We start from the raw sequence: 23,505 nt of genomic DNA, 5'->3' as shown, positions 1-23,505 counted from the left end.
AACTACAGAAGGTGCGTGCTACATGGCAAAAGACCTGAAATTCAATGCGGAAGCCCGTCGGCTGCTGGAGGAGGGCGTCAATGCCCTTGCCGACGCGGTCAAGGTAACGCTGGGCCCCAAGGGGCGCAACGCGATGCTGGAAAAACTGACGGGCCCTCCCACCATCACCAACGACGGCGTGACCATCGCCAAGGAAATCCAGCTGCGCAACCCGTTCTCGAACATGGGCGCGCAGCTGGTCAAGGAGGTGGCCACCAAGACCAACGGCGTCGCCGGGGACGGCACCACCACCGCCACCGTGCTCGCGCAGGCCCTGGTCCGCGAGGGCCTGGCCGCAGTGAACGACGGCGCCAACCCGATGCAGATCAAGCGCGGCATCGAGACGTCGGTGGCCGCCGTCGTCGAGCTCCTCGGTGCGCGCAGCCGCAAGGTGGCGGGGGAGGAGGACCTGCGCCAGGTTGCCACCATCTCGGCCAACAACGACCCGGAGATCGGCAACGTCCTGGCCAGCGCCATGGCTCAGGTCGGGATCTCCGGGGTGGTGACCGTGGAGGAGTGGCCGCAGTTCGGGCTCGGGCTGAGCTTTGTGGACGGCGTCGAGTTTGACCACGGCTACATCTCCCCGTATTTCGTCACGGACAAGAACCGCATGGAGGCCGTACTGGACGACGCCTACGTCCTGCTGACCAATCAGAAGATCACCACGGTCCAAACCCTGATGCCGGTGCTGGAGCAGGTCCAGCGCTCCAACAAGCCGCTGCTGATTCTCTGCGAAAACATGGACGGACCGGCGCTGAGCATGCTGGTGACCAACAACGTCCATGACACGTTCCGGTCCGCTGTCGTGCGGGCACCCGGCTTCGGTCACCGCCGGGTCGCTGAGCTGGAGGACCTTGCGGCCGTCATGGGCGGCACCGTGGTCAGCACCGATTCCGGCGTGAAGCTGGAAAACGTGCGGATTGAGCACCTTGGCCGGGCGCGGCGGATCACCGTGACCGAGCATTCCACCACGATAGTCGGCGGGGCGGGGGCCGAGGAGGAGGTAACCGCCCGCATCCAGCAGATTGAACGGGAGCTGGCCCGGGCGGAAAACGATCACGACCAGGACAATTTCCAGCTGCGGATCGCGCGGCTCTCCGGCAGCGTGGCCGTGATCCGGGTCGGTGCCGCGACGGACGTCGAACTGAAGGAAAAGCAGCACCGGGTCGAAGACTCACTCTCCGCCACCCGGGCGGCGGTGGAGGAAGGCATCGTGGCCGGGGGCGGCACCGCGCTGGTGCAGGCGCAGCCCGCGTTGGCCGGGCTCAACCTGGCCGGGGACGCCGGAATCGGCAGGGACATTGTGCACAGCGCCCTGGAGGAACCCCTGCGGTGGATCGCCATCAACGCCGGGTACGACGGTGAAGAGGCGGTGAAGACGGTGCAGGAATCGAGCGTAGGCACCGGCTTCAACGCCATGACCGGCGAATACGGGGACATGTTTGCAGCCGGCGTGATTGACCCGCTCAAGGTCACCCGTTCGGCCCTGCAGAGCGCCGCGTCCATTGCCGCGCTGCTGCTGACCACGGAGACCCTCGTGGTGGAGGAGGTCCTGAACCATCCGGGGGAGATCTACGCCCCGGGATTCGGCGACCTGGCCGAAGGCATGGTCCGCCCCAGCAACATCTACTAGGTTGCACGGCATCTGTTCCCAGATTTTCAACGCATTTGACTCATTTGATCGAAGGAGATCCGATGAAACTTCCAGCCAAGTATCCATCCCTCAACGCCACGCAGCTGTCCGAGGAGGCCCAGTCCACGCTCATCCGGATCCTCCGGGTAGCGTTCCCGCATCCCGGGTTCCCGGACGGGCCGTACGCCCGGACGGCTGCGAAAATCGCTGCCGAAGCCGCCGCCTCCACCTGGTTCCGCATTGAGCTCGTCCAGGGGCTGGCCACCCTAAACGCCGCCGCTGACGAGCACCGCTTCATCGACCTCTCCGATGAGGAGGCGATGAGCGTCCTGCGCCGCATCGAAGACTCGGTGTTTTTCGGATTCATCCGGCGGACCACGGTGCTGAACTTCTACGATGATCCCGAAGTCTGGGAAGCGCTGGGCTACGAGGGATCGTCCTTTGACCAGGGCGGCTATCTGCATCGGGGATTCAACGACCTGGACTGGCTCCCGGAGCCCCGGATCGACGAGTCGGAGGAACAGGTGCCGGACCAGGGCCCCCTGCCCTACCGTGTGGCCGCGGTGCCGGTCGCGTCAGCCCGTCCCGCGGCGGCCGGCCAAGCGGCCGGCGGCGGTGCCGTTCCGGCTGCCGCCGCAGCGGCGGGTCCGGATGAACTGTCAGGTGTTGGACCCAGTTCGGGCTTCGCCCGGCGTGAAGCAAGGGGCGAATAGTGGCCAAGATCGAGTTTGACGACAAATCTGCAGTGGTGGTTATCGGCACCGGCGCGGGCGGGGGCACGGTCCTGTATGAGCTGACGAAGTCCGGGGTGCCGGTGGTGGCGTTGGAGGCCGGCGGCCACATCCTCAACGAGGACTACGTCAACAATGAATGGGAGGCCTTCAACCAGATGGCCTGGCTGGATCCCCGGACCACCAGCGGCAGCTGGCGGGTGGCCCGCGACTTCCCAAACCTTCCGGCCTGGATCGTCAAGGCAGTGGGCGGCAGCACCACGCACTGGTCCGGCGCCACACCGCGGTTCAAGGCTCACGAGTTCACGGCACGCTCCACCTACGGCCGGATCGAGGGGGCCAACCTCGAAGACTGGCCGATATCCCTGGCGGATCTTGAGCCGTACTATGACGCGGCCGAGAAAAAGATGGGCAGCACGCACCGCCATGGGCGGCCGGCCCTTCCGGCCAACAACAACTACAAGGTCTTTGCCAACGGCGCCGAGAAGATCGGGTACCGGCATTACGCCACCGGCCCCTACGCCACCAATGCCGAACCCTACGACGGCCGGCCCGCCAGCATCCAGGACGGCTTCAACTTCCAGGGAGACAAAAACAAGTCCAAGTGGTCCACCCTGGTGAGCGAGATCCCCAAGGCGGAAAAAACCGGGCTGCTGGACCTGCGGCCGAACTCGCAGGCCGTGCAGATCACCGTGGATGCGTTCGGAAAGGCGGACGGGGTCATCTACATCGACGCCGACGGCCAGGTGCAGCGCCAGCTGGCCCGGGCCGTGTGCGTGGCCGGCAACGCCATCGAAACGCCGCGGCTGCTGCTCATGTCCGCCGATTCCAGGCATCCGGACGGCCTCAGCAACTATTCCGGCCAGGTCGGGCGCAACTACATGCGCCACACCACCGGATCCGTCTACGCACGCTTCGACCAGCCGGTCCGGATGTACCGCGGAGAGACCATGGCCGGGATCATCGCGGATGAATCACGGCATGACACCGGCCGGGGTTTCTCCGGCGGCTACTACATGGAAACGCTCTCCCTCGGGCCGGCCTTCCTCGCCAGCTTCGTGGATCCGGGTACCTGGGGACCGACGTTTGCCCATGTGATGGCGGAGTACCTGAACACCGCCGGAATGTGGATTGTTGGGGAGGACATGCCGCAGGAATCCAACCGGATCACACTGAACAGTGCGGTCACGGATCCGCTCGGGCTGCCGGTCCCCAACGTGCATTTCGACGACCATCCCAATGACGTGGCCATGCGGGAACACGCCTACCAGCAGGCGGACCTGCTGTACTCGGCCGTCGGCTCGGATGACACCACGCACACCCCGCCGTACCCCTCGACCCACAACCTCGGCACGGCCCGAATGAGCTCACGCCCCGAGGACGGCGTGGTCAATGCCTTCGGGCAGTCCCATGAAATCAGCAATCTCTTTGTCTCGGACGGTTCCGTGTTCACCACCGGCGCGGCGGCCAATCCGACCCTGACGATCGTTGCCCTGGCGACACGGCAGGCGGAATACATCGTCGACCAAATGCACCAGCAATTCATTTAGGAGCAATCATGGCAGCAACAATGACCGAACCGCGTGATCCCTTTGCCGATCTCCCGGGGGTTGCGGAATTCTCCGTGACGTCCGCCGATGTCGACGACGGCGGAGAATGGCCGGTTCCTCAGCGCAGCGGCATCCTCGGCGCCGGAGGCGCTGATGTCTCGCCCCAATTGTCGTGGAGCGGAGCCCCGGAGGGCACCAAGAGCTACGCCGTCACGGTCTACGACCCCAAAGCGCCGACGGGATCCGGGTTTTGGCACTGGGCCGTGGCCGACATCCCCGCCGCGGTTAACGAGTTGGAGACCGGTGCCGGCTCGCCAACGGGAGCCGGCCTGCCCGACGGCGCCTGGCAACTGGCCAACGATCTCTCCCTCAAGCAGTTCCTGGGTGCCGCTCCTCCTCCCGGAAACGGACTGCACACGTACTACATAGCGGTTCATGCACTGGATGTGGAATCGCTCGGACTCCCCGAGAACGCCACCCCGGCCTTCTTGGCGTTCAACCTGTACGGCCACACGCTCGGCAGGGGAGTGCTCACCGCCACCTTCGAGCAGTAGGTGAGCCCAGACAGAAGCAACGACGGTCTGAGGAGCATCGGGAGTACCGGCCCGCGCGGCCGGTCCCCACCGGGAACGGGAGTCCGGCCGCGTCGCGGCAGCCGGGCTCCCGTCCGTGTTTCCCACTGTTTCCTCATCAATGAGAGCTGCTCAAGCTTCGCTGCTGTGCGTCCGCTGACCTGTCCTCCACTGCGGCGCCTGCGGCCGCCTCTGCGCGCTTTTATCCACAACTGATCCGAGGACGGCACTGGCCCGTGCGGTTACGTGGGAGAACAGAGGCGCAGGGAACGGAGCAAGCAGTCGGGATAGGGGAAACAAATGGATCCGGTCTACGGGGACAATCCGCCGGGTATGTCGGAAGCAGAAGCCGGAGCCGAATATGTGCAGGCCGCGATTGAGGAGCTGGAGTCGCTGGAACGGGACCTTCCACAGCTGCAGAGGATGGAATGGCGCTCCGAAGCTGCCGACGAGTTCGCGGAATTTCTGCACGGGTGCGTGAGCCGCATGGCCACAACCGTGCGCGATTTTGAAGCCGCTGCGGAAGTGCTCGTCCGGTATGCGGGCGAACTGCGGCTGCTGAACGCGGGGGACAGCTAAATGAAGGCCCCGGCGCTCGCATCGACCGAGGATCCCGGCGGTCCCATAGTCAAGGGCGGGTCCAGGGGACTTGCCGTGGAATACCGCGAGCTCGAAGCAACCGGAGGAAAGCTGGAGGACACCTCCGAACGGCTGCAGGACCTGCGGTTCCGCGGCACGGATCTCTGCTTTCGATTGCGCGGGCTCAGCGCGTTGCCTGAGGCGGCAGCCCGAGCTGCAGATGCGGTGGATGCAGCAGTTCAAGGTCTCCTCCGGGGCATCGAGGAACTGGAGGATGCGGCGCGGCGCCTTCGGAAAGCTGGCGAGAACTATCTCGAGGTTGAAGGACGGGTGGAAAAGGAGCTCAAAGCCCTTCAGCGCGGCGTCCCCGCCCTGGGGCTGGCGTTGTACCTATGGGGCCACAACGGCTGGGGATACCCGGATCGGATAGTCAGCGAACTGATGCTTCCGGACACGGAGGGCGCCGCCGAAAAGCTGGAGTCCAGGCTCAGCCGCCACGGGTTCCTCGGACCGATCGCCGTCAGCAAACAGGCCGGAAACCACGGGAAGGTCCGGCTGGGCGGCACCGCCCGGAGTCTCCTGGAACGCGTCCGCCTCCTGGAGGAGGAGGACGCCGGCGTCATCGAAATTCTCACGGTTGTCCGCGGCGGTCAGCGGCTGCAGATCGTCACGCTGCCCGGAACGCAGGACGATCCAGCACTGGGTATATCGAATCCGTTCGATAGTCTCGGGAACGTCGAAGGCATGGGCGGGGACAGCCGGTATGTGGCCGAAGCCGTTGCCCAAGCCCTGCGGCAGTCCGGAGCATCACCCGGGGATTCAGTCATTCTGACGGGCTACAGCGAGGGCGGAATTCATGCGGTCAACATCGCTGCGCGACTGGCGCAGGACGGAGAGTTCACCATGGAAATGGTTTTGACTGCGGCCGCGCCGCGCGGGGGCCGGGACCTTCCCGAGGGCGTCAGGGCGTTGCATTTGGAGCATGCCGAGGATTGGGCCACCGGCGCCGACGGGGCATCAAACCCCGATACGCGAGATCGCATCACCGTCACGGGCACTGCACCGGTGCCTGAGGGAGGCGACGGCGGCCTGGGTCCGGCGCATCAGCTTGATGTTTACCTGGACCTTGCCGCACAGGCGGACGCCAGCGGTGATCCGTCGCTGAAGGAGTCCCTGGCGCACCTGGCCGAGGTCATCGCGCCCGGAACCATTGCCACGCGGGGCCTGTTCAAGCTCTCCAGGAAACCGGCTTCTCAATCTCCTGCGCAGCGGCCGCCCCGGCAGGGCACGGTCCCGGCGCTGCCTCCGCCCCGGCAGGGAACTGTCCCGCCGCTGCCGAAACCGGTGTCGCCGCTGCCGATGCCGGTGGGTCCAGCCGCGCCGCCGGGATTCTGGTTACCGGCGGGTCCCGGTCAGTGAGCCCGCCACCAGGGACACCACGCTGACAATGATCGAGGCCAGGATGCCCGTCCAGAAGAAGGAGTCCACTGCCAGTTCCACCGGCGTATAGCTGCTCAGCCAGGAGGTGAGCATGAGCATCCCCGCATTGATGACGATCGTGAAGAGGCCCAGGGTCAGGATGGTCAGCGGCAGCGACAGCAGCTTGACGACCGGACGGATCAGGGCATTGACGAGGCCGAAGAGCAACCCGATGAAAAGGTAGGCGAGCACCAGATCGACAGTGGGATCGCCGGTCAGGGCGCCGCCGGTTTCGATGACCGCGATGCCGGGCAGCAGCAGGCCTGCCACCCACACTGCCAGGGCGTTGATGAGGATCCGAATCAGAAAGCGCATGCCTACATGCTGGCACACCGTCCGCCGCGTTTGCCGTTCTGGCCGGCCGCGGTCCTGTGTGGCGTCGTGGTGTCATACGCCGCGGCCGTGCCTCTGCCGGGAAGCGGACGCTATTAGGGTTGAGGGATGACGACTACCGAGAATGACACCAACGCAGCTGACGTTCCGGCCCCGGAGATCCGTCCCCGCAGCGTAATGGGTGCATTGCCCCGCTACACGGCCGGAAAGCCGCCCGCCGTCATCGACGGACTGGAAAGTTACAAGCTCTCCTCCAACGAAAACCCCTTTCCTCCGCTTCCGGTGGTCCTGGAGGCGATCAGCGGCCGGCAGGACATTAACCGCTACCCGGATCCGCTCTCCACCGCTCTGCGCACCGAGCTGGCCTCTTTCCTGGACGTCCCGGCTGATGACATCGTCACCGGCGGCGGAAGCCTTGGCGCACTGAACCAGCTGCTGGCCTCCTTCGCCGGCCAAGACGAAAACGGCGTGCAGGACCAGGTCATCTACCCGTGGCGTTCCTTTGAGGCGTATCCCATCAGCGTGGGGCTGTCCGGTGCCGAGAGCGTCCAAGTGCCGCTCCGGGAGGACGGCACGCATGATCTCGAGGCGATGGCCGCCGCCGTCACTCCGCGGACCCGCGTGGTCCTGCTTTGCACTCCCAACAACCCCACCGGTCCGGCACTGACCGCCCGCCAGGTGGAGGATTTCCTGTCCAAGGTGCCTTCCGACGTGATTGTCGTGATCGATGAAGCCTACGAAGACTTTGTCCGCGACCCCGAGGCGGTGAACGGCATTGACATGTACCGCCGGCACCCCAACGTGGTGGTGCTGCGGACCTTCTCGAAGGGGGCGGGACTGGCCGGACTTCGGGTCGGGTACTCTGTCTCACACCCGCCGATCACGCAATACCTGCGGGTGGCTGCCGTGCCGTTTGCCGTCTCCCAGCTCGCCGAAACCGCAGCAGTCACGTCGCTGCGGCACCACGGGGAACTTGTGGAAAGAATACAAGAACTGGTGAAAGAGCGGGCACGCGTGGTCAACGGGCTCAGGGCGCTCGGGTGGCGGATTCCGGACGCGCAGGGAAACTTTGTCTGGCTGGCACTCGGCGACAATACCCCCGAGTTTGCAGCGTTGGCGGAGCAGAGGGCCATCGCCGTCCGGGCTTTCGGCACCGAAGGGGTTCGGGTCACCGTCGGTGAGGAGGAAGCCAATACGCGATTCTTGGATCTCTGTGCGACCTATACAAAGGGACCACGCGTTTCCTAGCGTGTCCTAAGTGCGGTCCGGGCCTGTGCGCTCGTTAGGCTGAGGGAAGTAAGTTCCGCATATATGCTCCCCGGGGTGATCTATTCCCCGGCGGGCATATATCTAGCACGGGTCGGCCAGGTGGCTGTCCCGGCGAGGAGTAAGCATGGACCTCAAACACTCGCCTGCCCGAACGGCAGCCGGTGATGGCTCCCGCCTGCCCGGCGGCGCCGGCGGCGCCGTGGGCACCGGCTCGAGCGCCGGCGGCGCCCCAATAACCAGCCGTGGCCAGAGCGGCACCGCCGCCCCGGGCACCGCTGCACCGACCGCCGCCGGCCCTGCCGACGGCACCGGCATGGTGCAGCTGCTGACCCCCGAAGGGGAGTGGCTGGACGACAGCAGCTACGGCGCCTATGCCGCCGAGCTGGGCGCTGAGGAGCTGCGCGGGCTGTATCGGGACATGTTCACGATTCGCCGCTTTGACCAGGAAGCCACGGCGCTCCAGCGGCAGGGCGAACTCGTGATGTGGGTGCCCATGACCGGGCAGGAAGGTGCGCAGATCGGATCGGGCCGCGCTCTGCAGCCCCAGGACTATGTGTTCCCGACCTACCGCGAGCACGGCGTCGCGCTGACCCGCGGCCTGGAACTGTCCCACCTGCTGCGCCGTTTCCGCGGTATTTCGCACGGCGGCTGGAACCCCAGCGAGGCCAATTTCCACCTCTACACCCTGGTCCTGGCCGCACAGGTGCCGCACGCCGTCGGCTACGCGATGGGAATGGCCCGGGACCAGGCAGCGGAACCGCAGCTCCCCGAGGCAGCCACAGTGGCCTACTTCGGTGACGGCGCCAGCTCCGAGGGCGATGTCCATGAGGCCATGGTCTTCGCCGCCTCGTATGACGCCCCTGTCGTCTTCTTCTGCCAGAACAACCACTGGGCCATCTCGGTGCCCACTGAAGTGCAGTCCAGGATTCCGCTCGCCAACCGCGCCAAGGGCTACGGTTTCCCCGGCATCCGCGTGGACGGCAACGACGTCGTCGCTGTCCACGCGGTGACCCGCTGGGCGCTGGAACACGCCCGCTCCGGAAAGGGGCCGGTGCTGATCGAGGCCTTCACCTACCGGATGAGCGCCCACACGACCGCCGATGACCCCACCAAGTACCGTCTCAGCGCCGATGAGGAAGCCTGGGTTTCGCGCGATCCGCTGACCAGGCTGGAGAAACACCTGCGCGCGGCGGGCCTTGCCGATGATGCCTTCTTCGACACGCTGGCCAAGGACGGACAGGCGATGGCCGACAAGCTCCGCGAGGACGTCCTGGCCATGCAGGCACCCGGATTCGAAGACGCCTTCACCGATGTGTATGCCGAAGCGCACCCGCTGATCCAGGAGGAACTGGACTTCCACCGCCGGTACGAGGCCGGCTTCGCCGACTCCCAGGAGCCCACCGCATGAGCACCATGACCATGGCCAAGGCCATCAACGCCGGGCTGCGCGCCGGTCTCGCGGCCAACCCAAAGTCCCTGCTCATGGGCGAAGACATTGGCGACCTCGGAGGCGTGTACCGCGTCACCGAAGGGCTGAAGGCGGATTTCGGCGCCAGCAGGGTCATGGACACGCCGTTGGCGGAATCGGGCATCATCGGCACCGCCATCGGACTCGCGCTGCGCGGCTACCGACCGGTCTGTGAAATCCAGTTCGACGGGTTCGTCTTCCCGGGGTTCAACCAGATCACCACCCAGTTGGCCAAGATGCACTCGCGCAGCGAAGGCGCCCTCAGTGCCCCGGTGGTCATCCGCATTCCCTACGGCGGCGGAATCGGTTCCATTGAACACCACTCCGAATCCCCCGAAGCACTGTTTGCGCACACTGCGGGACTGCGCATCCTGACGCCGTCGAACCCGCAGGACGCCTACTGGATGATTCAGCAGGCCATGACGTGCCAGGATCCGGTGATCGTTTTCGAACCGAAGCGGCGCTACTGGCTCAAGGGCGACGTGGACACCGAACAGCCCACCGGAGACCCCTTCGCTGCCCATGTGCTGCGGAAGGGAACCGACGCCACAATCGTGACCTACGGACCGCTGGTGCCGGTGGCCCTGGCCGCCGCGAAGGCCGCCGAGGAAGACGGGCGGAGCGTCGAAGTGGTGGACCTGCGCTCGATTTCCCCCATCGACTTCGACACCGTAACGGAGTCGGTCCGCAAGACCGGCCGGCTGATTGTGACCCACGAGGCCCCCACCTTCGGCGGCATCGGCGGCGAGATTGCAGCCCGCGTCACCGAGCGCGCGTTCCTGTCGCTGGAGGCGCCGGTCATCCGCGTCGGCGGGTTCCACATGCCCTATCCCGTGGCCAAGGTCGAAGAGCACTACCTGCCGGACATCGACAAACTGATGGATGCCCTGGACCGCTCCTTCGCCTTTTAGCCCGTTCCCCGCGCTGACGGATCGGGCAGCCGGCCGGAAGGCCCATCCATGAAGCTTGCCGCACACGAAGATTGAGAAGCCATGACTGAGAGAACGTTCCACCTTCCCGACGTTGGAGAAGGCCTGACCGAGGCTGACATTGTCGAGTGGAAGGTCAAGGCCGGAGACACGGTTGCCGTCAACGATGTGATCGTTGAGATTGAAACCGCCAAGTCGCTGGTGGAGCTGCCCTCGCCCTACGCCGGCACGGTCTCGGCACTGTTGGTGCAGGAAGGCCAGACCGTCGACGTCGGATCGCCGATCATCAGCGTCACTGCCGGTTCCCCGGCGGACGACGGCGGCCAACAGCCGGGTGCTCCGATGACTCCGGCGCCCGTTCCGGCGGCAGCGCACGACGACGAGCAGCCCAGCGCCTCGCTCACCGGCACCGGTCCCAAGGCCGACGCCGTGAAGCGCCGGCCGCGGGTCAGCCGGCCTGCCGCCACCCCCGCTGAGCCTGCCGCGGCCACTGCAAACCCGGCCGAGGCCACGCCCTCCGCTCCCTTGAGTGAAACCGCCGGCGTGCCCGCGCCGCCCTCCTCGCAGCCGGCAGGCCAAGATCCCCGCCCGCAGAGCGTCGCCTCTGCCGGCGCCGCCGTGCAGGATACCCTCAGCCGCCTGATCCAGCGGGTGCTGGCGAAGCCGCCGGTGCGCAAGGCGGCGAAGGACCTGGGCATCAACCTCGCCGACGTCCCGGCAACCGGTGCCAGCGGCGAAGTGACCAAGCAGGACCTGATCAGCTATCAGGCACAGCGTGATTCCGAGCAGGACTCGGCCGACACCTTCTGGGCCGGGGCCCAGCAGCCACGGGATCAGCGGATTGAGCGCGTTCCGGTGAAGGGGGTGCGTCGGGCCACCGCCAAGGCGATGGTCGAAAGCGCGTTTACCGCTCCGCACGTGAGTATTTTCGTGGACGTGGATGCCTCCCGCACCATGGAATTCGTGAAGCGGCTGAAAGCCTCGCGCGATTTCGAAGGAATCAAGGTTTCCCCGCTGCTGATCCTGGCCAAGGCGGTCATCTGGGCGGCGGCCCGCAACCCCTCGGTCAACGCGACCTGGGGGGGCGAGGAGATCCTGGTCAAGCACTTCATGAACCTCGGCATCGCTGCAGCCACGCCGCGCGGCTTGATGGTGCCGAACATCAAGGATGCCCAGGACCTGTCCCTGAAGGAACTGGCAGTGGCGCTCAACGCCCTGGCGACCACCGCACGCGCCGGCAAGACGCCGCCTGCCGACATGCGGGGCGGCACCCTGACCATCACCAACATCGGCGCGCTCGGCATTGACACCGGAACGCCGATCATCAACCCCGGGGAAGTCGCGATCGTGGCCTTTGGCACGATCAAGCAAAAGCCCTGGGTGCTCGACGGCGAAGTCATCCCGCGCTGGATAACCACGCTGGGCGGCTCGTTCGACCACCGCGTGGTGGACGGTGATCTTTCGGCACGGTTCATGGCCGACGTCGCCTCGATCCTCGAGGAACCGGCGCTGCTGCTGGACTAATCCGGGCGGGCTGCCGGGGATGCGCTTGGCCGGGCAGCGGCAGCGGACTGGCCGGTTTGGCCGCTGCCGCGGGTCGCCGGGAGCTGCGGTCCCGCGTCCGGGCGGATACGATCAGGGGACCATGACAAATCCTCGCAGCCCCCAGGGCCAAGGCGGCGCCCCGCACATCGACTGGAAACGCACGGTCATGCTGCTCGCTGTGGCGTTTATCGTCTCCAGCCTGCTCATCATCCTGTTTCCGGGCCTGGGCACGATTTGGCGCTTGTTGATCATCATTGCCCTGTTCGCCGTCGTCTTTCCCTTCCTGGAGCGGCGCCGGCGGAACCGCTAACCGGCAGCGGCATCCAGCGCCCGGCGCAGCACCGGGGCCAGCCGCCGCACTCCTTCACGGATGTCCTCCTCGGACACGGCGCTGAACGCCAGGCGCAGCTTGTTGGAGGGCTCATCCGACGGGGTGAAGGCAGCGCCCGGAATGAAGACCACGCCGGCGTCGATGGCCTCGTACAGCAGGGGATAGGTGTCCACGCCCTCCGGAAGGCTGAGCCACACGAAGAACCCGCCGTCGGGCACCGTCCAGTTCACGCCGTCGGGCAGGTGCTCTGACAGTGCCGAAAGCATGGCGGCGCAGCGAGCCGCATACAGTACCCGCGAGTTCCGGATGTGCTGCATCCAGTCATAGTCCCGCAGGTAAGCGGAGACCAGCATTTGGGTCAGCGGCGACGGGCAGAGGACCACGGCTTCGCAGGCCAGGTAAAAGCGGCGGTGCAGGTGTTTGGGAACCAGTGCCCAACCCACGCGCACGCCGGGCGCAAAGATCTTCGAGAACGAGCCCAAATACAGGACGTCGTGCGGATTTCCGGCGCGCAGCGGCGTCAGCGGCCGGCCGTCAAAGCGCAGCATGCCGTACGGATTGTCTTCGAGGATGAGGATGTTCGCGTCGGCGCAGATGTCGACGATCCGCTGCCGGCGGCCGGCCGCCAGGGTGACGCCGCTGGGGTTGTTGAAGCTGGGAATCGTGTACAGCATCTTGATGGACTTGCCCTGCCCGCGCAGCGCGGCGATCTTCTGCTCCAAGGCCTCGGGAACCAGGCCCTCGCTGTCCGTCGGCACGGCGTGCACATCCACCTCATAGGCTTCGAATGCGTTGAGGGCGCCCACATAGGTGGGGTCCTCGCAGAGCACCACGTCGCCGGGGTTGCAAAAGACCTTCGCGGCGACATCCTGTGCTGACTGTGATCCGGTGGTGATGACGACGTCGTCGGGATCGGCGTCGGGGATCCCTTCGGCCGCCATCACCTCACAGGCCTGGCGCCGCAGTTCGGCCATGCCCTGCCCGGCTCCGTACTGCAGCGATTCCAGGCCGTGGTCGGCAATGATGCTGCGTGCCGACTCGCCCAGCTCCTTGAGGGGCAGGGAGCGCAGGTAGGGGCTGCCGCCTGCCAGGGACACCAGCCCGGGCCGGATGGAGATGTCGAAAACATCGCGCACGGCCGACTGCTTGATGTGGAACGCCCGGTCCGAGAACAGCGCTTCATGGCGGTGGGTCGACGCGACAGCCCGCTCCAGGGCAGTCTGAGTCTCCGCGTTAAGGGCAGTGGCGGAGGTCTCCTCGAAAGTCATCCCCATATCCTAGCCGCTTCAGTTCACGCGGAGACAACATTCGTTGTCTAAATCCAGCCTGCCCGGTGCGCCTTCACTCCGGCCTGAAACCGGCTTTCCGCGCCAAGGTCCTCCAGCATTTTGGCAATGTGCCGGCGGCAGGTCCGCACGCTGATCCCCAACCTCCGGGCGATGACCTCATCTGACTGCCCCGAGGCGAGGGCACGGAGGATTGACCGCTGCAGGCTGCTCAGCTGCCCTGGCTGCGGGTCTTCTGCCAGGAACGGCTCGCCAAGTTCCCAGGCAAAATCGAACATGCGCACGAAGAGGTGAATCAGGTGGGGGTCGCGGATGACCAATCCGGCCCGGTCATCAGCACACCGCGCGCGCGGAACCACGGCCACCTTGCCGTCGAAGATCACGATCCGCAGCAGCATGTGCGGGAGGGTCCGGAATTCGCCGCCTGCTGCCGTGACAATCTCCACTGCCCTGCGGGTGGGCATGTGGTCCCGGATGCTGGAATGGTAGAGCGTCCGGCGCCGCACCCCCTGCCGCAGCAGATCGACATCCTTCTGGATGCTTTCCTCCTGCGCGTCGGCAGTGGCTCCCGGGCCGGGGCGCGCCATCAGGACGCAGTCGGATGCGGAGCGGCCGTACTCGATGAGGACGCTCATCACCTGGTCCGGGTCCTCCAGGACTTCGACGGCGGCATCGGTGGAAGCCTGCCGGCTGGCTTCGGCAAAGACATGGGCAAGGCCGGCCAGCTCCCGACGGGTCGCGGCGATCCTCGAGCGCAGATCGAGCAGCGCACGTTCGTCCGGGTCTACGAGTTCCGCCAGTGCGACGTCCGGCGAGACTGCCGCGAACCTGCTCCGGGGGCCTTCGTTGGCCCGCATCAGCAGGCGCCGCTCCATCAGCTGCTCGATGGCCGATTCGATGGAGCGCGTGGTGAAGCCCAGCGCCTCGGAGGCTTCGTCAACCCTCCAGCCGGGACTGCTGACGGCGTACCGGTACACGGCCAGACATACATCATCCACTGCAGCGGCTCCTTTCGGTGGTGCTGAGGCTACCCTATCCATCGGCGGTCCGCGCACGGTGGCGGCCGGCTTCCGGTCCGACAGATGGAAAGGCTGACATGGCCAGTTAATGCCACTAACCCCGGAGCCTCGGCTGACGGCTGGAAAATGCCGGTTTGCTGCGCTGATCTCGGGCGTTTCCGTTGGGCTGGGGGCGGGGGCCGGCGGCACCGGGGGTGAAACGGGGCATGACAGGAACCGGGCACCGGAAGGGGTAGACGAAGACTTGCGGGGCGGGGGAAGCTTTCGGAGTCAATCACTCGCACAGGCTGGGGATCAGCCGCAGGCACAGGAGGGGGAACGAAAATGACCAGCAAGGTTTGGGACTGGCTCTAAGGGATGCCCCTTAGGGGGCCTGCATCAACACCTTTACGACAACACCTTCACTACGAGAAAAACTGCAAGACCCCGCCCAGCGGCGGTAGCCAAGCAACAACCCCGGAGGGGATGCATGCCATGAGTCAGCTGACAGCAGTTCGAAACGCCTCACGAACTCACTCAACCGCACAATGGTGGACGCTCTCCTTCTACACCGGGGGCTTCGATGTAGCGGACGGCATCATTGGAGAGTTGGTTACCCCGCTGGCGGCCCAGGCACAGGCCAAGGGAGCCCGCCGATGGTATTACACGAGGTGCATGGAGCCGGCAAACGCGCACGTGCGGCTCAGGATCCTGGCGGAACCCGAGGTCTTGGAGCGGCTGAAATTCCTGCTGGCGGCGCTCCGGGACCAGGCATCGGGAGTCATCGGCCACCTGGAGGTGACCCACGAGTACAGTGAACCGGCAACTGACCGCCCGAACCCCGGCGGTACAGAGCAGCAAAATCTGCGGATGGAAGCAGATTTGGCCAAGTACGGAGGGGTCGAAGGCCTTGCCCTCGCCGAAGAAGTTTTTGAGCTCTCATCCGACCTCGGGGCATGGGCGACGGCGCGCTTTCCCAAGGTCCAGAACAGGTGGGCCCTCGGCTCCCTGCTGCTCTTTGATTCGGCACGGGCAATGATGAAGGGCCCGCGCTCGGCCAGCTGGCCGGACCGCCGGCGGATCTCCTGGGACTATTACTGGGACAGCCATCTGCGCAGCTGCACGTCAGGCTTTGGTTCGCGGGCCGCCAGCGTGCGGCAGGCGATGACGGTCCAAGTGGCGGCAAAGGTCATGCCCACCCAGCGGCTGATGGCGGCAACGGCGGCTGAATCGGCAGTGGAGAACTGGCGTCGACGCTGGTTTCGGACCATAGACACGTATCTGTACCGCGCCGACAAAGCCCGGCTGAGCCGAAGCGCCCAGCACCTCACCGTCTACCAGGCACACATGCTTCTCAACCGGCTGGGACTTTCGCTCCGTGAAGAAGCGGCTTTGGGACTGTATGCCCGGAGCTGGAGCGTTGAACGCGAAGCAGCACTCCTCGACAGGCATTAGGCCGGCCGAAGACCCAACATCAGGAAGGAAGCCGCAGTGGCTAGTCGCAATGAGTTGGTGGTAGCGGCCAACTCCCGGGATCTCTCTGAAGTCCTGGGATGCTCCGAAGACGTTGTCGACGTCCTTCGGGACCAAGGCATGGTGGAGTCTCATGGAGAGCTCTGGGATGTTGGCCCCGCACGGGACTACCTGCGGGATGCGGCGTGGGCCGGCGGATTTTGGGACTAGCGCCGACGAAGAGAGGGACGTCTTCACCCGGGTGAAGGCGTCCCTCTCTGATGCTGCGGGCGTTGAGGCCTGAGGCCCCGTTTGCCTGCGTGCCTTAGGCTGCGGAGGCCTCGGCTTCTCCGGCAAGCGTCGACACGACGCCGCGGAGCTGCTCCACGATCTCGGAATCGTCCTTCGGGTGGATCTCCGCGAAACGCGAAACCGAGCCGCCGATGGAGAGGCGGACGTCGTCAATGACGCGTGCGCCGGCGATGCCCAGGACCTTGCGGGCGTCGTCGTGCGCCCAGACCCCGCCGTACTGGCCGAAGGCCGAGCCAATGACGGCAGCAGGAGTGCCGGAGATGGCGCTCGTGCCGAAGGGGCGGGAAAGCCAGTCGATGGCGTTCTTCAGAACGGCGGGCATGGTGCCGTTGTACTCCGGGCAGACCAGCAGCAGGGCGTCAGCGGAAGCTGCCGCGGCGCGCAGGGCGGCAGCAGCTTCGGGAACGGATCCCTCGACATCGATGTCCTCGTTGTAGAACGGGACCTGTCCAATCCCGTCGAAGATCACGATGTCGACGTCGGCGCCGGCGGTGAGGGCTGCGGTGTCGGCAAGCTGGCGGTTGACCGAGCCGGCGCGAAGGCTGCCGACCAGGGTTAGTACTTTGGTGCTCAAGGGAACTCCTCTTTGGGACGTGCCCGGAACGGGCGCTGTCTGCTCTTCTCATACTATAAACGGACTGTGGTCCGCTTATATTCCGCGCGGGTTAGACTGTCCCGCATGCAGGGCAGCGGGCGCGAAGAAGACATCGGCGGATGGGAGCGCCTGGACGCTGCCCGAAATCGGCGCCTGCTGCTGGGCACCGCCTTGGCCATCGTGTCAGAAGCCGGCGTCGACGCTCTCACCATGGATGACCTGGCCCGCCGCGCCGGAGTGGGCAAGGGCACGGTCTTCCGACGCTTCGGCAGCCGGGCCGGGCTGATGCAGGCCCTCCTGGATCACGCCCAGCGCGGCTTTCAGGAGAGCTATATGAGGGGACCGGCTCCGCTTGGGCCGGGAGCGCAGCCGCTGGAGCGCCTGCATGCCTTCGGCCAGGCACGGATCCGGGCTCTGGAAATTACCGGCGAACTCCGGCGCGCCGCTGCTGTGGACGGCTTTACGCACCACCGGCATGCCACGCGCCAACTGGAACTTCTGCACCTCACCATGCTGCTGTCGGCCGTTCCTGCCGTCCGCGATCCCGAACTGACTGCCTATCAGCTGGAGGCCTTCCTTGAAGCCGGGCTGCTGCTGCATTTGCACCGCACGGCGGGAATGTCCCTTGACCGGATCATTGCCGGGTGGACCGGTCTGGTGGCCTCCGTGACGGGGTCCTCCGAGGGCTGAAAAGTCGGAGTGTCAGCAGGCTTACTAATTTAGTAGGGTGGGGATACTGTCGCCGCGGTTTGGCGGCCACATGGTCCTAACAATGATGGAGGCTACATGTCCGAAAACAGCTCATCCGTGCCCGACCTTCCCATCCCGGGGGCTCCGGCGCCGCTGGCGCCCGAGCTGAATGAACCCACCGAGCCGCGCGAGCCGCTGCCTCCCAAGCCGGATCAGGATGGACCGGAAACGGTCTCTCCCACCGGCGTTCCCACCGGGGCGCCCAAGGTCTCCAACGCCCAGAGCGGCCGGTATCTGACCACCGCGCAGGGCGTCCGGCTGCAGGATACCGATCATTCCCTCAAGGCAGGCCGGCGCGGTCCCATTCTCCTGCAGGACCATCATCTTCGGGAGAAAATCACCCACTTCGACCACGAGCGCATCCCGGAGCGCGTGGTGCATGCCCGCGGCGCGGCTGCCCACGGCGTGTTTGTGGCCAACGGTGCGGCGGAGGGCGTCACGCGTGCGGGTTTCCTGGCCAAGGGCACCGAAACTCCGGTCTTCGTCCGTTTCTCCACGGTCCTGGGATCCCGCGGTTCAGCTGACACCGTCCGGGATACCCGCGGCTTCAGCACCAAGTTCTACACCGATGAGGGCAACTACGACCTGGTTGCCAACAACATTCCCGTGTTCTTCATTCAGGACGCCATCAAGTTCCCTGACGTGATCCACGCCGGCAAGCCTCATCCGGACCGTGAAATCCCGCAGGCGCAGAGCGCCCACGACACGTTCTGGGACTTTGTCTCCCTGCACACCGAGGCCCAGCACCACACCATGTGGAACATGTCCGACCGCGGTATTCCGCGGTCTTACCGCACCATGGAAGGCTTCGGCGTCCACACCTTCCGCCTGGTCAACGCCAAGGGTGAAACCACCCTGGTGAAATTCCACTGGAAGCCCCGCCAGGGCGTGCACTCCCTGGTCTGGGAAGAAGCCCAGATCATCAATGGCATGGATCCTGACTACCACCGGCGCGACCTCGCCGATTCCATCGAAGCCGGCGCCTTTCCGCAGTGGGACCTGGGCATCCAGGTCTTCCCGGATACCGAGGACGAAATGTTCGAGGGGATCGACCTGCTGGATCCGACCAAGCTCGTTCCCGAGGAACTGGCACCGGTGCAGCTCATCGGCACGATGACCCTGAACGCCAACGTCACGAACTTCTTCGCGGAAACCGAGCAGGTGGCCTTCCACCCGGGACACCTGGTGCCGGGCATCGATGTCACCAACGACCCGCTGCTCCAGGGCCGGCTGTTCTCCTACATCGACACCCAGCTGACCCGGCTGGGCGGACCGAACTTCAGCCAGATTCCGATCAACCGCCCGCACGCGCCGGTCAACGACATGTTCCGTGAGGGTTTCCATCAGCACGCCGACCACTCCGGTGTTGCTCCGTACCAGCCCAACTCCCTCGACGGTGGCTGCCCGTTCATGGCAGGCGCGGACATGGGTGCCTTCATTGACGTTCCCGCCGAGGTCCCGGCGGCCCGCAAGGTCCGCGAGAATCCGGCCACCTTCGACGACCACTACAGCCAGGTCCGGATGTTCTTCCGTTCCCTGACGCCCGTGGAGCAGGATCACGTGGTCCAGGCCTACACATTTGAATTGGGCAAGTGCTACGAGGAGAACATCCGGCTGCGCCAGCTGCAGGCGCTGGCCAACATCGATGAGCGCCTGGCGTCGGAAGTAGCCACCGGACTGGGCCTGGAAGCACCGGCACCCAACGTTGCCGTTGAGGACACCGAGCCGAGCCCGGCATTGAGCCAGCTGGGCGGAACCTGGCCCGTGGCCGGGCGCATCATCGGTGTCGTAGCTGACGAGGCCACCGACCTGGGCGCCCTCGCCGAGGTCCTGGCCGCCGTCGACGCCGAGGGCATGGTGCCGCTGGTGATCGCACCGCACGGCGGAAAGCTGGGCGGCGAAGTGACCATTCAGCGGACCTACCTGACCGCGCGCTCCACCGAGTTCGACGCCATCGTGGTGGCGGCCTCCGGAGCTCCGGCGACCGACGCCGTCGACAGCCTTGACGCCAAGGCCGGCAATCCCGAGGGGAATTTCGCCCTCGATCCGCGCATCACCCTGCTCCTGACCGAAGCATTCCGCCACTCCAAGGCCATTGGGGCCTGGGGCGATGGAGCTGCCGTGCTGGAGGCCGCCGGAGTTTCCCCGCAGGCACCCGGCGTCGTCGTGGGCAGTGCCACCGAAGTGACAGCGAGCCTCACGGGCCTGCTGGCAGCGCACCGGGTCTGGGAGCGTTTCCCGACAGCCGTGGCTTAGGCACAGCCGCCCGGGCGAAGATTAGGCCCGGGTAAAGAAGTATTGGCGCAGCCGCTGCCCCGTTCGGGGCGGCGGGTGCGCTGCCGTTGGGGGCCGCTGACTTTGATTTGTGCGCCGCCGCTAGCTCTTCGGTTCGCTCTCCGGCGAGGGCGTCAAAGCCCGGATCAGGGCCGAAAGGTCCCGTCGCAGCCCGTCGTCGTTGTCGCCCGCCAGGAGCCGGACTTCGGCCTGCCTGGCCTGGGTCTCCACGGCGGCCCCGGTGGACGTTATGGTCCACCTGCCGCCGGAGCCGATGGTGGCATAGCCGCAGCACTCCAGGGCACGCACACAGTCGTCAACGCACCCGGGCGCCAGGCCGGAGGCAGTGGCCAGGGCTGCCGCGTCGGCGGGCGAAGAGGTCAAGAGGCCAAGAATAATGGTCCGCTCCTGGGTGAGCCGAAGTTCGGCAAGGGATTCTTCGGTGGCCCGGTTCGTGAGGAAGGCCGCAGCGGCGAGCAGCCGGGGAAAATCGACGGCGCCCGCTGAAATCTGCTCAGGACTCATGGTGCCAGCCCGGCGGCGTCCAGCCGGCAGGCACCTGATGGCCGGCGAATGTATCGCACGCGGAGCACGTGTAATTGGCCACGCCCGGGCTGTTGTCCGCTGCCGGGGTGAAGGATTCGAAAATGAGGAAATCATCCATGCCGCATTGATGGCAAAGGGGAGGGTGAACTGCGGGATCCATGGTGGTCCTCTGCTGAAGGGTTCGCAGGAAGCCATGGCCGCGTCTTGACCGTGAGTTTCTTATCGTAGTATCGAACCGCGCCCCGAACAATTCCCGGACGGGGCGTCAGCGACGCAGAGTCGCCGGGAATGCAAGGCAAGGAACCATGGAAGACCAGAGGACAGACGCCGCTCCCTGGGTGCGGCTGCAGGATTTGCTCATGCAGCACGAGGACGTCCAGGACTTTCTCCACGCCCTCGCCGTGCTGACGTCGTCGTCCCTGTCCACTCGCGGAACCGTTTACTGCGGGATCACCCTCCAGCGTTCGCGGAACCACCAGTTCACAGTGGCCAGCAGCGACGGCGAGGCGCTCCAGCTGGATGAGATCCAGTACGCCTTCGGCGACGGGCCCTGCCTGGACGCCATCCGGGTCCAGGATGAGGTGCATGTGGGCAATGCGGCCACCGACTCGCGCTGGCCCGAGTACATGGAGCACATCAGGGACGTCGGAATCCGCTCACTGTATTCCGTTCCGCTCAAACTGGGCGGCGAAGCCAAAGCCGCGATGAATCTCTACGCCAAGGATCCGGACGTCTTTGACGAGGACTTCCGCCGGGTCGCCCGCACCTATGCGGCCGAGGCCTCCCATGCGCTGCTGCTTGCGGTACGCGTTTCGCAGCACGTGGCCACCGTGGAGGACCTGCAGGCCGTGCTCGCGTCGAGGACCGACATTGACCTAGCGGTGGGGATCATCATGGGGCAGGACCGCTGCACTCAGCGGGAGGCCTTTGACACCCTGCGCCGGGCTTCGAACAGCAGGAACATCAAGGTGCGGGTTCTGGCGGCCGAGATCGTCGGCCGGCTGAACGGCGAGCCGGGCACCACCCACTTCGCCGCCGGCCGCTAGGCGGGCACCAGCTCCGTCCAGTCCGGCGCCAGGTCCAGCCCGAGGGCCACGGAGACGGAGGCGTGGGTAACCTCGCCGCCGGCAACGTTCAGTCCGCGCGCCAGCGCCTGCGAGGAGGTGAGGGCGCCGCGGATCCCGCGGTCCGCCAGTGCGACGGCGTAGGGAAGCGTCACGTTCGTCAGCGCATAGGTGGAGGTGTTCGGGACGGCACCGGGCATGTTGGCCACGCAGTAGAACAGGGAGCCGTGGATCCGGTACGTCGGGTCCTGGTGGGTGGTGGGACGGGTGTCTTCGAAGCACCCGCCCTGATCGACGGCGATGTCTACCAGGACGCTGCCGTGCTTCATCCGCGAAACCATGTCATTGCTGACCAGCTTCGGAGCACGGGCTCCGGGAATGAGCACCGATCCGATCACCAGGTCAGCGTCGAGCAGGGCGCGCTCGATCTCGAAGGCGTTCGAGGCGATGGTGCGGATGCGGCCTGCATACTGTGCGTCGAGCTGGCGCAGCCGGTCGATGTTGATGTCCAGGACGGCGACGTCGGCATGGGACCCGACCGCCCCGGCGACGGCATTGGTGCCGGCCACTCCGGCGCCGAGCACCACCACTTTTGCCGGCCGGACGCCGGGGACGCCGCCCAGCAGCAGTCCGGGGCCGCCGGCCGGCGACGTCAGGCACTGGGCCCCCACTTGGACGGACAGCCGTCCGGCCACCTCGGACATGGGGGCCAGCAGCGGCAGTGACCGCCCTTCCTGGACGGTTTCGTAGGCGATGGCCGTCATGCCGGAATCCATCAGCGCCCGGGTCAGCTCCGGGGCGGCGGCCAGATGCAGGTAGGTGAAGAGCACCAAATCAGGACGGAAGTAGCGGTATTCGGAAGCAACCGGTTCCTTGACCTTCAGGATCAGCCCGGCCCCGTTCCAGACGTCGTCGGCGGACTCGAGAATCCGGGCACCTGCGGCGGCGTACTCGGAATCGCTGATGCTCGACCCGGTGCCGGCTCCGGACTCAATAAGCACGGTATGTCCGCGCATGGTGAACTCATGGACGCCGGAAGCCGTGATGGCGACGCGAAACTCGTTGTTCTTGATTTCTTTGGGGATACCGATGATCACAGTTGGCTCCAAAACATCGCAGGTGCGGCGGCGGACCGCCGGGTTCTCACCAGCATAGGGGAGCGGGGCCCGTCACTGCCCGCCCGACGGTTCCCCGTGCTGCCCGCGGGCCGTCTTGGCCTGCTGCTGCTCCAGCCACGCTTCGACGTCGGACAGGCGGATGCGGCGGTGGGTACCGCGGTATTCGACGGGAATGATGCCGGCGTCCGTCAGGTTCCGCAGGTAGGTGTGCGAGATTCCGGCGGCGGCAGCGGCCTGCGACGTCGTCAGGAGCGGCACGTTCGAACCGTTCCGGGCGGCAGGCTCGCGGGATTTCGGCACGGTGCCGGCAGCGGCGGCTTCGGCGCGGACCCCGGTTTCGGAAGCCACGGTGACTGATTCGCCCCGGCCCAGCCGGCCGAGCAGATCCAGGACGGCGTCGCGTGCGGCCGCCGGCAGGCGAAGTGCCGTTCCATCGACAAAAACGGTCACATCCCCGGCGGAGAGGGCGCGGGCCAGGGCCCGTACTTCTGGTTCCGGAAGTGCCGGCGTGCGGTGAGGGCTCTGGGTCATGCTGCCATCTTGCCAAAGTTCCGGGATCGGCGCGCATGCAGCCGTTATTTGCCCGGTTCCATGCGTCGGACCTGCGCTGCGGTGCGGCTCCGGCAGTGTTGCCGGAGCCGCACCGGGAACG

At 66.1% G+C, this 23,505-nt stretch carries 24 protein-coding genes; 16 read left to right on the top strand and 8 right to left on the bottom strand.

From position 1 onward, the window contains the following. Positions 1–22: 22 nt before the first annotated feature. The 6 genes from groL (at position 23) to QNO08_RS16535 (ending at position 6,523) form a co-directional block, all read left to right on the top strand. Positions 23–1,672 (top strand): chaperonin GroEL, encoded by a 1,650-nt coding sequence (gene groL / locus QNO08_RS16560; protein WP_229966369.1) that lies wholly within the window; start codon positions 23–25, stop codon positions 1,670–1,672. A 62-nt stretch (positions 1,673–1,734) separates the two neighbouring features. Next, the gene (locus QNO08_RS16555; protein WP_229966368.1) at positions 1,735–2,385 is read left to right on the top strand and encodes a gluconate 2-dehydrogenase subunit 3 family protein; all 651 of its coding nucleotides are present in this window, start codon (positions 1,735–1,737) and stop codon (positions 2,383–2,385) included. Further along, entirely contained in the window at positions 2,385–3,953 is a 1,569-nt protein-coding gene (locus tag QNO08_RS16550) for a GMC family oxidoreductase (protein WP_229966367.1), read from the top strand. Before QNO08_RS16555 ends, QNO08_RS16550 begins: the two co-directional genes overlap by 1 nt. Before the next feature lie 8 nt (positions 3,954–3,961). Further along, entirely contained in the window at positions 3,962–4,507 is a 546-nt protein-coding gene (locus QNO08_RS16545; RefSeq protein ID WP_229966366.1) for a YbhB/YbcL family Raf kinase inhibitor-like protein, read from the top strand. 318 nt (positions 4,508–4,825) lie between these two features. Then, a complete protein-coding gene (locus QNO08_RS16540; RefSeq protein ID WP_229966365.1) occupies positions 4,826–5,104 on the top strand; it encodes a hypothetical protein in 279 nt (92 codons plus the stop codon). Further along, positions 5,105–6,523, top strand: a complete 1,419-nt coding sequence (locus tag QNO08_RS16535) for an alpha/beta hydrolase (protein ID WP_229966364.1) — start codon at positions 5,105–5,107, stop codon at positions 6,521–6,523. On the opposite strand, the gene QNO08_RS16530 is transcribed toward QNO08_RS16535, so the two are convergent. After that, entirely contained in the window at positions 6,500–6,898 is a 399-nt protein-coding gene (locus QNO08_RS16530) for a phage holin family protein (protein ID WP_229966363.1), read from the bottom strand. The genes QNO08_RS16535 and QNO08_RS16530 overlap by 24 nt on opposite strands. Before the next feature lie 126 nt (positions 6,899–7,024). Between QNO08_RS16530 and QNO08_RS16525 the strand changes: the two genes are divergently transcribed. From QNO08_RS16525 to QNO08_RS16505, 5 genes are all read left to right on the top strand, one after another. Next, on the top strand, positions 7,025–8,164 hold the full coding sequence (locus QNO08_RS16525) for a histidinol-phosphate transaminase (protein WP_229966362.1): 1,140 nt from the start codon (positions 7,025–7,027) through the stop codon (positions 8,162–8,164). 145 nt (positions 8,165–8,309) lie between these two features. Further along, on the top strand, positions 8,310–9,593 hold the full coding sequence (gene pdhA, locus QNO08_RS16520; RefSeq protein ID WP_442860511.1) for a pyruvate dehydrogenase (acetyl-transferring) E1 component subunit alpha: 1,284 nt from the start codon (positions 8,310–8,312) through the stop codon (positions 9,591–9,593). Continuing rightward, entirely contained in the window at positions 9,590–10,564 is a 975-nt protein-coding gene (locus QNO08_RS16515; protein ID WP_229966361.1) for an alpha-ketoacid dehydrogenase subunit beta, read from the top strand. Before pdhA ends, QNO08_RS16515 begins: the two co-directional genes overlap by 4 nt. Before the next feature lie 81 nt (positions 10,565–10,645). Next, positions 10,646–12,106, top strand: coding sequence for a dihydrolipoamide acetyltransferase family protein (locus tag QNO08_RS16510; RefSeq protein ID WP_229966360.1), 1,461 nt, complete (start codon positions 10,646–10,648; stop codon positions 12,104–12,106). Between the two features lie 121 nt (positions 12,107–12,227). Next, positions 12,228–12,437: a hypothetical protein gene (locus tag QNO08_RS16505; protein WP_229966359.1), complete on the top strand. Its 210-nt coding sequence runs from the start codon at positions 12,228–12,230 to the stop codon at positions 12,435–12,437. Here the strand turns inward: QNO08_RS16505 and QNO08_RS16500 are convergent. Next, complete coding sequence (locus QNO08_RS16500; RefSeq protein ID WP_229966358.1) at positions 12,434–13,726, bottom strand: aminotransferase-like domain-containing protein; 1,293 nt, start codon at positions 13,724–13,726, stop codon at positions 12,434–12,436. The genes QNO08_RS16505 and QNO08_RS16500 overlap by 4 nt on opposite strands. 47 nt (positions 13,727–13,773) lie before the next feature. Beyond that, the gene (locus tag QNO08_RS16495) at positions 13,774–14,742 is read right to left on the bottom strand and encodes a helix-turn-helix transcriptional regulator (RefSeq protein ID WP_229966357.1); all 969 of its coding nucleotides are present in this window, start codon (positions 14,740–14,742) and stop codon (positions 13,774–13,776) included. Positions 14,743–15,237: 495 nt separating this feature from the next. Here QNO08_RS16495 and QNO08_RS16490 point away from each other — a divergent pair, with 495 nt between their 5' ends. Together QNO08_RS16490 and QNO08_RS16485 are read left to right on the top strand one after the other, a co-directional pair. Continuing rightward, the gene (locus QNO08_RS16490) at positions 15,238–16,197 is read left to right on the top strand and encodes a lantibiotic dehydratase C-terminal domain-containing protein (protein ID WP_229966356.1); all 960 of its coding nucleotides are present in this window, start codon (positions 15,238–15,240) and stop codon (positions 16,195–16,197) included. A 36-nt stretch (positions 16,198–16,233) separates the two neighbouring features. Then, positions 16,234–16,425: a hypothetical protein gene (locus QNO08_RS16485; RefSeq protein ID WP_229966355.1), complete on the top strand. Its 192-nt coding sequence runs from the start codon at positions 16,234–16,236 to the stop codon at positions 16,423–16,425. A gap of 94 nt (positions 16,426–16,519) precedes the next feature. Here the strand turns inward: QNO08_RS16485 and QNO08_RS16480 are convergent, their stop codons facing one another. Beyond that, positions 16,520–17,080 (bottom strand): NAD(P)H-dependent oxidoreductase, encoded by a 561-nt coding sequence (locus tag QNO08_RS16480; RefSeq protein ID WP_229966354.1) that lies wholly within the window; start codon positions 17,078–17,080, stop codon positions 16,520–16,522. A 105-nt stretch (positions 17,081–17,185) separates the two neighbouring features. Between QNO08_RS16480 and QNO08_RS16475 the strand changes: the two genes are divergently transcribed. Then, complete coding sequence (locus QNO08_RS16475) at positions 17,186–17,791, top strand: TetR/AcrR family transcriptional regulator (RefSeq protein ID WP_229966353.1); 606 nt, start codon at positions 17,186–17,188, stop codon at positions 17,789–17,791. 96 nt (positions 17,792–17,887) lie between these two features. Continuing rightward, entirely contained in the window at positions 17,888–20,107 is a 2,220-nt protein-coding gene (locus QNO08_RS16470; RefSeq protein WP_229966352.1) for a catalase, read from the top strand. Positions 20,108–20,227: 120 nt separating this feature from the next. Here QNO08_RS16470 and QNO08_RS16465 read toward each other — a convergent pair whose 3' ends face one another. Both QNO08_RS16465 and QNO08_RS16460 read right to left on the bottom strand, forming a co-directional pair. Next, the gene (locus tag QNO08_RS16465) at positions 20,228–20,650 is read right to left on the bottom strand and encodes a hypothetical protein (protein ID WP_229966351.1); all 423 of its coding nucleotides are present in this window, start codon (positions 20,648–20,650) and stop codon (positions 20,228–20,230) included. Continuing rightward, the gene (locus QNO08_RS16460; RefSeq protein ID WP_229966350.1) at positions 20,640–20,789 is read right to left on the bottom strand and encodes a hypothetical protein; all 150 of its coding nucleotides are present in this window, start codon (positions 20,787–20,789) and stop codon (positions 20,640–20,642) included. The genes QNO08_RS16465 and QNO08_RS16460 overlap by 11 nt, the downstream gene beginning before the upstream one ends. Before the next feature lie 187 nt (positions 20,790–20,976). On the opposite strand from QNO08_RS16460, the gene QNO08_RS16455 reads away from it, so the two are divergent. Beyond that, positions 20,977–21,717: a GAF and ANTAR domain-containing protein gene (locus tag QNO08_RS16455; RefSeq protein ID WP_229966349.1), complete on the top strand. Its 741-nt coding sequence runs from the start codon at positions 20,977–20,979 to the stop codon at positions 21,715–21,717. On the opposite strand, the gene ald is transcribed toward QNO08_RS16455, so the two are convergent. Together ald and QNO08_RS16445 are read right to left on the bottom strand one after the other, a co-directional pair. Further along, positions 21,714–22,832 carry an alanine dehydrogenase gene (gene ald, locus QNO08_RS16450; RefSeq protein WP_229966348.1) on the bottom strand — a complete coding sequence of 373 codons (1,119 nt, stop codon included), beginning with the start codon at positions 22,830–22,832 and terminating at the stop codon, positions 21,714–21,716. The genes QNO08_RS16455 and ald overlap by 4 nt on opposite strands. Before the next feature lie 72 nt (positions 22,833–22,904). Continuing rightward, a complete protein-coding gene (locus tag QNO08_RS16445) occupies positions 22,905–23,384 on the bottom strand; it encodes a helix-turn-helix domain-containing protein (RefSeq protein ID WP_229966347.1) in 480 nt (159 codons plus the stop codon). Between the last annotated feature and the right edge of the window lie 121 nt (positions 23,385–23,505).

The organism is Arthrobacter sp. zg-Y820 (genome assembly GCF_030142155.1).
In the GTDB taxonomy this organism is placed as follows: Bacteria; Actinomycetota; Actinomycetes; order Actinomycetales; family Micrococcaceae; genus Arthrobacter_B.
Note: the sequence above shows the minus strand (reverse complement) of the source record. Positions and strands in the feature narration are given on the sequence as shown.